The organism is Pseudoalteromonas sp. Isolate3, from assembly GCF_022398505.1.
In the GTDB taxonomy this organism is placed as follows: domain Bacteria; phylum Pseudomonadota; class Gammaproteobacteria; order Enterobacterales; family Alteromonadaceae; genus Pseudoalteromonas; species Pseudoalteromonas apostichopi.
Genome location: NZ_JAKEVN010000127.1, coordinates 1 through 11,188, shown reverse-complemented (window position 1 = coordinate 11,188; position 11,188 = coordinate 1). Strand labels below are relative to the sequence as shown.

Here is an 11,188-nt window from a genome sequence, read left to right as displayed (position 1 = left end):
TAGTAATAATGAAGCGATAAACAAAGTACGTTTACCCAGAATCTCAGCTAATTTTCCTGTACTCAACGCGCCGAAAATTGAGACGATTAATAAAGCTATAAAGTATTGGCCAGTTAAAAGCTCATTACCTACGTAATATTTAAAATAATAAGCAATGACACCATATTTAATGCCATTAAACATCATTGTTAAAAAGCCCATACCTAATAAGATCAGCCATGGTTTATTTGTAAGTAAATCAACCATATCTCGTTGAGTGCCACTTAGCTTACTATGATCGCTTGCAAGTAAGCGACGAATTACGACAGTCATAAAAATCATTGTTGCCGCAAAAAACAAACCGGAGTAGAGCTCGCGATAATAGAAAAATAATGTGATCGCCAATAAAGGAAGAATGATAAAAGGTAAGCTTTTACTTAAATCAGTTAGCTCAGTTTTTAGTGAAACTTGCGTTTTTGTTGCAGGTTGAACGCGCTCCTTTGTACTTACAAACGTGATTAACATGAGTACAGTGAGTAAGGCTGCAAATACATACATAGTGTATTGGTAACCTTGTGCGCTATTTCCTTCCCCAAAGTATGCAACTAAATCAGGTAAAAAGCCCATAACTAATAAGCCACCTGCAAATGCTCCGGCAAAGCGAAAGCCAGACAGTTTAGTTCGCTCTAGATCATCACCAGTCATAACCCCCATTAAAGCAGAGTAGGGTACGTTACTTACCGTATAAGCTAGAGTGAGCCCTATATAAGTGAAATAAGCATAAAATAGCTTAGCTGCTGGGCTTATGTCAGGTGTTGTGAAGCACAACACCATAAACAAGGCTAGAAAAGGAGTTGACCACAATATCCAAGGACGAAATTTACCGAAACGTGTTTGCGTTCTATCTGCAATCATCCCCATTATTATATCTGTCACGCCATCTGATAAGCGCACAACTAAAAAAAGTAACGCAGCAGCGGCGGCAGAAATACCAAATGTGTCTGTATAAAAAACGGCTAAATAAGCCAAAGCACCACGCCAAACTAAATTAGCGCCGGCATCGCCCATCGCGTAGCCTATTTTTTCGTAGATGGGAAGAGTGTGTTTTATCATTATTGTTGTCTTATTATCGGCGCGTGATTAACTGACTATATGCTTTACCACTTAGCTTTACTGTTCGTACTTGTGTATCGTAATCAACATGAACAATTCCGAAGCGTTTTGAATAACCTTCTGCCCACTCGAAATTATCCATTAAGCTCCATGCAAAGTAGCCAGCTACATCAACACCTTGTAATATGGCATCATTCACTGCATTTAAATGGGCATTATAATAGTCGATACGATCTTGATCGTTCACCTCTCCATTCTCCATTTTGTCCGCCATAGCAGCTCCATTCTCTGTAATATAAATTGGCGGCAAATCATATTTTTGATGCAAGGAGTCTAATAATTCGGTCAATGCAGATGGGTAAATTTCCCAACCAATATCGGTCATCGGCGCTTGGTGAGGCAGTTCATGGTAATAATCTGTATCACTTGCTTCATAACGCAGTCTGGTATAAAAATTTACGCCTAAGAAATCTAAAGGTTGGCAAATAATCTCCATGTCGCCATCTAGAATGTCAGGTCTGTGAGCGGGTGGCAACTGCTCTATGATGTCAGGGTAAGCTCCTTGCATTATAGGTTTCATATACCATTGGTTTATATAGTCATCAGCAAAAGCTGTTGCTGCAATGTCTGCTTCGCTTGATGATACGGAATAACATGGAGTAAAGTTAAGCACGATACCGTTTAACGACTCTGGGCTATTTTTAGTTAGCACCTTCATTGCTAAACCATGGGCAAGTAATAAATGATGAGCGGCTTTTCGGCCAAATTCACGGCCTTTGATGCCCGGAGCGTGAACGCCTATTTCATAGCCCAAATACGAGCTGCAGAAAGGTTCATTCAACGTTGCATATGAATATACTTTTCCAGATAGCTCTTTACTAACTAGATCAACATAACGAGCAAACTCATACGCTGTTTCACGATTTAACCAGCCGCCCTTATCCTCTAAATGCTGTGGTAAATCCCAGTGGTATAAAGTGACGAATGCTTTAATATTTCGACGCATTAACTCGTCTAAAATATTAATGTAAAAGTTAATACCTTCTTGATTTAAGGTACCGTCTAACTTTATGACTCTTGGCCAAGAAATTGATAGGCGATAGGCATCTACACCTAAAGAGTCGATTAGCTCAATATCGTCTTTCCATTTTTTTACATGCTCACAGGCGAAATTACCGTTTGAGTTATCAGCTATTTTTCCTGGGGTCGCACAGAAAGTATCCCAAATACAAGGGAGGCGCTTATCAGCTGCTCCTTCGATTTGAAACGAAGCCGTTGCAACGCCATAGATAAAGTTTTTGCTAAGCATTGTTGAGTTTTTTGGTAACGTGAGCTGAGTCATGTAAAGAAACCTTTGATAAACAAATGCAAGTAAATCTTGCAGCTAAATTTAAGTTGTTATGGTAGCGCTTCCATCTTTATGCGTATTGCATGATTTGAAAGTTGTTGCGTTGTTTATGGTAGCGCTTCCATATTTAGGTTAGAGGCTATTGTCCAAACGGTCAACCGTTTATTTTGTTTAGCCTGAAAACAACCTAGGTAAGTCATTTTAATATTTAATAATTAATGAGTTAGTGTTAGGCTTTTTTTTAGTTATAGTGACAATTTAAGAGCTGAAAGTTGAGTGGTTAGATTATTTTCTCCGTTGAGTCATGGTTTTTACTTTTTAGCATTTTTACGCTAAGTGTTTTTAGTTATCACTAACCCTTGACGCCTAAAATCCTCATTAAGAGAGGCCTAACTCAGTTTGTAATTACTGTAAAGCGAGCGCTTAAAAGCGGCTTTACAGTAAATTTTATTATGCATATTTTAACAATAATCGTATCGGCTTTACTGTGGGCTCAGTCATCTATTCGACAGTACTTGTTAATAAACTCTTTATGAGTTGGCAATTGCGCTAACCGATGGGCAATTTGTTGTTTAATGCCTTGCATAAAGCGACTTAACTCTTGGTCATTCATTAAAGAAGCAACATAATGATATTGTTTTGGTTTAACACCTTGCCCAAGCATGACTTGAACCCAAGAGTCGACACGGAAAATATCGCCATCATCTAAAAATACTCGGCCAGTTTCTTTAAATAATGCGATTTTATGAGCAAGTGACTCAGGAATTTCCATAGCTTGGCAATGACGCCAAAATTCACTGTCTTGCCTATCCGTAACTTTATAATGCAAAACAATAAAGTCACGAATACTTTCGAGCTCTGACTTCAATTGCTTATTATATTCATCGATAGCTTGTTGTGTTACACCAGCAAAAGGATACAGGCGCATAAACCGAATGATACCGGTCATAATCAAGTGGATACTTGTTGATTCAAGAGGTTCTAAAAAGCCACTGGCAAGACCTAGCGCTAAACAGTTTTTGTTCCACCCTTTACGCCTACGACCAGTTTTAAATTTAATGATTTTTGGTTCGGTTAGGGTGTCTCCAATAAGGTTATCTAATAGTAATTTAGTTGCATCATGGTCATTTAAATAGCGGCTGCAATAAACTAAGCCATTGCCAACTCTGTTTTGCAAAGGAATTTGCCATTGCCATCCTGATTGATGCGCAATAGAACGCGTGTAAGGGAGAGGGTCTGATGTTCCTTTTGTTTGTACCGCAACGGCACTGTCGCAAGGTAATAAATGAGACCAATCTTCAAACCCTGTATGTAAGGCTTGCTCGATAAGTATGCCTTTGAAACCAGTGCAATCAATAAAAAAATCACCCGCTATTTCAGTGTTATTATCCAGCGATAAGCTTTTAATAAAGCCATTATCAGAATGTTTATTTACCCGTTCAATTTTACCTTCTATACGTTTGACACCGAGGTTTTCTGAAAATGCTCTTAAAAATGTAGCATAACGACTGGCATCCATATGAAATGCGTAATTAATTGGGTTTTGAGGGCTAATCCCAAATTTACCTTGCTTAGCTGCCTGTAGTTCATAGCAGTAATCTGCGAAATCATCGGTATTGCCCATTTTTTGCCAATGCAACCAAAAATGGTGGAACTCTCCAGCCCAACATTCTTTACCTGTCATACCGAAAGAGTGAATGTAATCACTGTTTGGCTGATGCCAATTCTCAAAGCTAATTCCCAGTTTGAATGTGGCTTGTGTGGCCCTCATAAATTCTTGTTCATCGATACCTAGCAATTTATGAAAGGTACGAATAGGTGGAATTGTTGCCTCTCCAACACCGACAGTGCCGATATCATCTGATTCAATTAAGCAGATTTTAATATCTTTATTTAGTAATTTAGCTAACGCGGCAGCTGTCATCCAGCCTGCGGTACCACCGCCAGCTATGACTACTTGTTTAATTTGTTGTTGTCTCATTTTGCCACCTTACTCCCTTTGTAATTGTTCTAATAACAGTCGATTAGTGGGTAGTTTTTGTAAGTATTGCGCAATCTTCTTGCGATTGAGTTGGTAGAGTTTTTGTGCCATCTGATATGTATGGTTATCAAGCTTTTTTGTTTGCTTGGTTTTGAAGCCCATGCCATAAAGCACGTATTGATAACTCGCAGAAGAAAAAATTTCTTCATTTTCTATAAAGTCAAATCGGCTGGGAGCTTGATATTGCCATAGTTTTAGCAAGCTCTGTAATTCACTTGGGATACTTTTATGGTGGTGGTTATCGGACCAATAGCTACTATCATCGCGACTACTCAATACATAATGTAGCTTTAGAAAATTGATGACTTGCTTCCAGCGGTACCTAAAACGTTTATTAAAACGTTTTCTCAACAACTGCATGTGTACTTGGTCTACAGGCATTTGTTCACTTAGCATGCTAATACTTAATTCAACCATTGCTAACGCCGAAGCTTCTAGTGGCTCTATAAATCCTTGCGACATTCCTATTGCAACACAGTTTTTATGCCAGAATACTTCTCTGTAACCAGGCGTAAAGCGTAATGTTCTTGTTTCAATATTGTTAGCTTGTTGAATGCCAACAGATTGTGCAGCATAACTTTTTAGTGTTTCAACAGCAGTTTCAACGTCACAATATTTATCACTAAATGTATAGCCAATACCGCGTCTAGTAGGTAATCCTATATCCCAAATCCAGCCAGCGGATTGTGCGGTGGATAAAGTCGCTGATGCAATATCTTGAGAAGGGCTTTCGTAAGGCAAGTGCGCTGCCACAGCAGTATTATTAAAAAGAATGTGACTTTGATCTAAAAATGGGATCTGGTAGTGCTTGGCTATTAACAGTCCTTGACTACCAGAGCAATCAATAAACAAATCACCGTTAATCACACCATTATTCTGTGTAGTGACACTTTCAATGTAGCCTTGAGCATTATTATTGGCGTGGAGGACATTATCGAGAATGCGTTTTACATTGAGTGTATTTACACAATGTTTTGTGAGAAATTGTGCGAATTTATGGGCATCTAGGTGATAACCGTAATTTGTAACACCCGCATATTCAGGTGTATTCAGTTGTTTAGGCGCAAGGGTAGCTTGACAAACAAAGCTTTGCACGTTCATTGCATCGGCGTATTTTTGTTCAGAAAACAACTGCTGCCATGCTGCATGAACATCATACTCATTATAGCCTTCAGGAACCATGAAAGGGTGATAATAGTTATCTGCCTGTTCTTTTCCCCGCCAGTTTATGAATTTTGAACCTTGCTTAAAAGAGGCATCACATTGCTGTAAAAAGTCAGTTTCTTTTATGCCAATTCGTTGCAATGTATGTCGCATCGATGGCCACGTCCCTTCACCGACACCGGAAATACCGATATCAGCAGATTCAATTAAGGTGATACTTTTATCTGGGTGTTCTTTGGATAGTAACCCAGCTGTAAGCCAACCGGCAGCTCCACCGCCAATGATCACAATATTATTAATTTTTTTGCTCATATGCTTACTTTAAATGTTAAAGCCGCTTCAATTAAGCGGCTTTATACCTATTCGCAATAATTGTTCATCTTTTAGGAAGTAAACTTATCGTAATTAGTCTACAAAAGAGACTCATTTAAACTAATTTAACAGTACTTTTGCCTTCTTACGAAATAGTTTCTAGCCCCAGTTGTTCACTCAAATATGCGAATAGGCATTTGGCTGTATATACAAAACGTAATATACATTTTCTACAGTAATAGGTTAGAAGTTATAACGTACACCTAAATTGTAGCGAGCCCCATTTTTGTCTAAATTCCATAACTGTGCTTTATATCGACCATGTTGACGGTTGTCTTGCTCAGTAATGTTAATTCCCTCTAAGAAGAAAGACAGTTGTTCACTGTAGTTATAAGCCACATTAAAATCGATTTGATAATATTCTTCAGTAAATGCGGGCTCATTTACATAACGTGCAGCATTATTTAAGAATTTATCACGCCAGTTATAGGCTATACGAGCTTGAAATTTATCATTCTCATACATTGCAATGAAATTCGCAGTATCACTCAAACCAACTAATGCAAATTGCGTTGTTGTTGGGTCTGCTGCGACATTGAAGTCAACATCACCATTTACAATCGTATAGTTTGCCTGAAAACCAAAACCTGAATCACCAAAGAAATGCTGTATTGCAAGTTCATAACCATCTATCTTGGCGTCTTTGTTATTGGTAGGGACTTGAGCTGTAAAGTCCATTAACGGGTCATCGCTATTAGGTAAAATATCGTATGCGGCTTCAAACTCTTCATAAGACATTGAATCAAAAGCGACCCCATTTTCCATTGCAGCAACCATTTGGAATAGGTTTGAATCAGTGACAGCTAGACCTCTTGCCTCAAGTTCAGCTTTTGCTGCTTGTGCGCGAGGGCCTGCAGATACATCTCGTAAGCCATAGTAATTTTGAGTCATAGGTGTTAAGCCTATGAAGTTATCAACTTTTTTATTGTAATAACCGACAGAAACATAGCTAACATCGCTGTAATACCACTCGGCTGAAACATCGATATTATCTGATTCAAGCGGCACTAAGCCTGGGTTACCAGTCGACGCAGGTGCATTGGTTGTACCTGGAATTAAACTAGGTCCAGTAGGCACTCCCACTGTCGCAGCAGAGCTTAAATTATCATAAGTAGGTCGTGCGATTGTTGTGCTATATGAGGCTCGAATTTTCACATCTTCAACTACGTTAATATCAAAATCTACGCTAGGTAAGAAGTGGTCATAATCAGAGCTTAGAGAATAATCTTGCTTATCAGTACCATATCGCACATTAAAGTCGTTGTTACCTTCCCATGCAACCGCATTTGGTAAATCAATATTTGCTGTTGATGTGATATCAGTCGTTTCGTATCGAGCACCAACTAAGAGGTTAAATGGCATATCGCCAATCTCACCTTGATGTTTATATTGTACGAAGGCGGCTTGGATATCTTCTTTTATTGTACGATTTGTTGCAAAGGCGCCGTCAGCGGCAAAATTAAAGCCGTACTGGCTTGCTGCCCAATAACCAATTTCAGATGCGCTACCTGTGAATCCTTGATCAAACGAACCTGAGGTATTGTAGCCATCTAGTTCACTTAAGAAGTTTGTAGGATCAAGGTAACCGTCTGGTAACTCTCCAGGGTTTTCAATCCCCCAGTTACCCATCGTATTACGTGTAAGAGATTGTAATGAATGACTTTCCATTGAACGTGATTCAATACCAAAATCAATTACGCCTGATTCGATTTCATATTTACCGAGCAAACGAAATTCATCAACGGTTGATTCTTGGCGTGCGAAGTTAGAGTCAAGAATAGAAGTACCTACATCATCTTGGTCTAATACACCATTACAGTTTAAATTAGCACGGCTGCAATCATCAAAATCAATCACCATTGATGGTAATTTGCGGCTAAAGTCAACTTCTTGAGAGGCAACAACATTTGCACCTAATCCTGCATTTACCCAACTGCCGTAAGGCGCATCAGGTTCACTCGTTGCCTTTGAGCTGTGCGCATCAAATACAAAACTAAGTCGATCATTAACAAAGTATTCAAGGTTTAAACCAATAGAGTCATTTTTATTAAGCTGATTTAGCTCTTGTAAAGCTAAACCGAGATCTCGTGTGGATAAATCTCTGCGCTCTTCTTTATAGTAAATTGGAGTTTTAACTGCATTATCATCAAAAATTAAATGCGTTTTATAGTTATCCATCCAGATAGATTGCTCAGCTCGCGACTCAAAGAGCTCTTGTTGTGAGTATGTATAATCAAGAGTTGCTGTTAATGATTCAACAGGGCTGTATTGCAACGTTAATTGCGCATTTGTACGTGTTCTTTCACGATCCGCAATTGTATATCGAAGGTCTGAGGGCATTGAATAATACTGTCCCATAGCAGGTGCGTTTTCGATAACAATATCATCTGCAGATTGAGGGATCGTGCCGTCGTAAGCTGTTGTTCGCCACTCGTTTACAAAAGCTCCTGCAGCCGAACTATCTCTTTTTTGAACGCTTGCAGTAAGCGAAACCCCAAACTTAGCTTCTTCGTCTGTCCAACTAAAAATGCCTGAAATTTCGGGTGTAATATCATCACCTACACGATTTGTTGTGTCGTGCATGGCCTTAACACCAATATTCGTGATCAAACCTGGATTGTCTAAAGGACGAGCAGTATTGATATTGATTGTGGCACCAATACCGCCTGATGCGATATTTGCTTTTCCTGTTTTATATACTTCAACAGATTTAACACTTTCTGATGCCAGATTAGCAAAATCATAGGCACGAGAGTTTGGTGAGCCCCCGCCAGCAGGAAGTGAGGCGGCAGGCATGGTACGCCCGTTTAGGGTTACCATATTATAATCTGGACCAAAACCACGTACTGTAACTTTAGAGCCCTCACCATTACTGCGGTCTATCGATACACCTGTGATACGTTGTAAAGACTCTGCTAAGTTAGTATCAGGGAATTTACCAATATCTTCTGATGAAATCGCATCAACAACACCCGAAGAATAGCGTTTTAGTTGTGTTGATTCTTTGATACTACCTTTAAACCCTGTTACTTGAATTACTTCAATGTCGTCGTTGTGTTCAGACTGCTCAGCATAAGCTGATAAGCAGGTGCTAGCACCTAAAAGCAAAGATAAGCTGGAAGCTAACTTTGTTCTTTTAAAGTTATGGCTTGGCATCAGGTTTCCCTCGTTCTTTATCGTTGTTATTCATGCTATTAGAGCATGATATTGTTGTCGAAATTGATTATTTTTCAAATCTGGAAGCGCTACCATAAAGAGGTTGAAAACCGCCCTTATGAAAGCGCTTCCAGAAAAGAGTAGTGTGATTTGCAGTTTACGTCAACAGCTATATCAACAAATTGTTAAAAAAGTTGCGTGAAAATCGAACGGATATTGATTGTTATATTTAACGGGTGGTAGGGGATATTGATAATTTTAATGGGAGCCATATACAACTCCCATTAACTTAGTCATTTTTAATAAGCAGCCTATTCTCTAAAAAATGATAGTGAGACCGAGATAAATATGTAAACGGCCAGTATTTTACTTAGTTATGCTAAAGCTACCTTGCATTATTGCCGAATGTCCCGGGGGTTGCGCAGAAAAAGATATATTCTTCTTTTGTATTTATAAGCGACGTTTTGAAAGATATCGAGGTTGATTCACCTCCCCCTATAACTTTAGAAACAGCGATTGCTCTAGAGTCATTTGGCTTTACATAGTTATTCTCGAAGCCGGCTTCATAGCTATCATTTGTTAATCCAACTAAATCCTCTTTTTTTGAGATAACCAAATTATGTCCCATTAAAGTTGCTGGTAGCTTGCCAGAGTTTTTTAGGTTTATAGTAACGGAAGTACAACTAGCAGATACGTTTATTTCACTTTTAGAAAAGTGCATTTCGTTTGTGGCTTCTATATTCACAATGCAATTATCTTGAGCCAAAGCAGGAAAAATAAAGCTTGCAAAGAAAAGACCTAATAAGGTGCTGCGGATAGACATTGAGCCTCCAGTTAAATGTTAAGTTATTTAGGTTTGAACTTATCAAGTAACGCTTTAACTCTCTAACGAGTAAATTAAATCTAATCAATTGATAAAACAGATGATTTAAAGCTATTTTTAAAAATTAAATGCTCAATAAAAGTTGGTTTCACATTATGAAACTATAAGTCAGTAAGGTAATTCATTAAATAACAAGTGCTTAGCTTTTCATAAGCCATATAATTCACCAAAGACGGCGCGTGTCTTGATTTGTTTCCTCACTACTCTATGCTTTGCTGGATCAAGGTCGCTCTAGATATGAATGTAAGGCGAGGCTTGGGGGGAGGAGTAGCGTGCTACGTGCTACGTGCTACTCCTTTTTTAATTTATTACGAAAGAAAACTTGGAGATCGGTTTTTCAGACTAATGCTCGAGCATTTATAAATTCAATATCTTACGCATATTTACATTGCAGTTTTTACATTTAAAAAGTAATCTATTTCAGTTGTTTGAATATGGATATTGTAAGTAATATGGAAAGTAGCAATGACCCTACACACCTCGATGAAAAAGATCACCAAGCAGAAAGTAATGGCCAAGATAAGCTCTCATCTAATCATGAGCTAGTTAAGCAATGGCGATTAAATCTGGAATCTATTAAGAATGATATTAGCTTTGAGCTCCCCTCAGAGCCTGATAATACGAATGAAAGTTTATTAGCTGCTCTTGAAGCGTTAGAGTATTTAGATAAGAAAAATACTCTACTAGACGAAAATGAAGATTTTCAGTTTACAGACGATGGATTTGAGGCTTATAAAGCCAAGTATCATGTTGCTTTTGAGTACTTGTCTGGACTAGAAAAATTTAATCCTAATAAATCACCTGCAAAATTCTACTTTTTCTCAAGAACTAAGCAACTTGAGCAACGGCTAAAAATGAGTAGCTGGATACATTCACTTTTTCACCTTTTAATGTTGTTAATTATTATTTTGACTTTGGGAGGAATTAGTCTTTTGATTTTACAAAAGACCCAGGGCAATTTGTTTGTAAAATTATTGCTGGGGTGGTTTTGGATTGAAAGTATTAAAAGCTCCGCACACTTAGTAAGTAAATACAAACAAGTCGCTAGTACTCCCTTTCGCTTTAGCGTTAGCTTGTTAGGCATTCACTCTGTAAATATTTTACTAAAAGTAATTACCTTATGGGTTATACC

Annotated in this window: 7 protein-coding genes; 1 reads left to right on the top strand and 6 read right to left on the bottom strand. The window is 38.3% G+C overall.

Features of this window, described 5'->3' with window-relative positions; translation table 11 throughout:
- From L1D46_RS17835 to azu, 6 genes are all read right to left on the bottom strand, one after another.
- On the bottom strand, positions 1 to 1,092 hold a 1,092-nt coding region (locus tag L1D46_RS17835), incomplete at its 3' end, for an MFS transporter (RefSeq protein ID WP_239977981.1).
- 13 nt (positions 1,093 to 1,105) lie between these two features.
- Entirely contained in the window at positions 1,106 to 2,434 is a 1,329-nt protein-coding gene (locus L1D46_RS17830) for a GH1 family beta-glucosidase (RefSeq protein ID WP_130052848.1), read from the bottom strand.
- A 499-nt stretch (positions 2,435 to 2,933) separates the two neighbouring features.
- Positions 2,934 to 4,421 carry a tryptophan halogenase family protein gene (locus L1D46_RS17825; protein ID WP_130052847.1) on the bottom strand — a complete coding sequence of 496 codons (1,488 nt, stop codon included), beginning with the start codon at positions 4,419 to 4,421 and terminating at the stop codon, positions 2,934 to 2,936.
- 9 nt (positions 4,422 to 4,430) lie between these two features.
- Positions 4,431 to 5,957, bottom strand: a complete 1,527-nt coding sequence (locus L1D46_RS17820; protein WP_130052846.1) for a tryptophan halogenase family protein — start codon at positions 5,955 to 5,957, stop codon at positions 4,431 to 4,433.
- Positions 5,958 to 6,200: 243 nt separating this feature from the next.
- A complete protein-coding gene (locus tag L1D46_RS17815; protein ID WP_130052845.1) occupies positions 6,201 to 9,173 on the bottom strand; it encodes a TonB-dependent receptor in 2,973 nt (990 codons plus the stop codon).
- Positions 9,174 to 9,558: 385 nt separating this feature from the next.
- Complete coding sequence (azu, locus tag L1D46_RS17810; RefSeq protein ID WP_130052844.1) at positions 9,559 to 9,996, bottom strand: azurin; 438 nt, start codon at positions 9,994 to 9,996, stop codon at positions 9,559 to 9,561.
- Positions 9,997 to 10,490: 494 nt separating this feature from the next.
- Between azu and L1D46_RS17805 the strand changes: the two genes are divergently transcribed.
- Positions 10,491 to 11,188: hypothetical protein (locus L1D46_RS17805; protein WP_239977980.1), on the top strand; the 698-nt coding region annotated here is incomplete at its 3' end.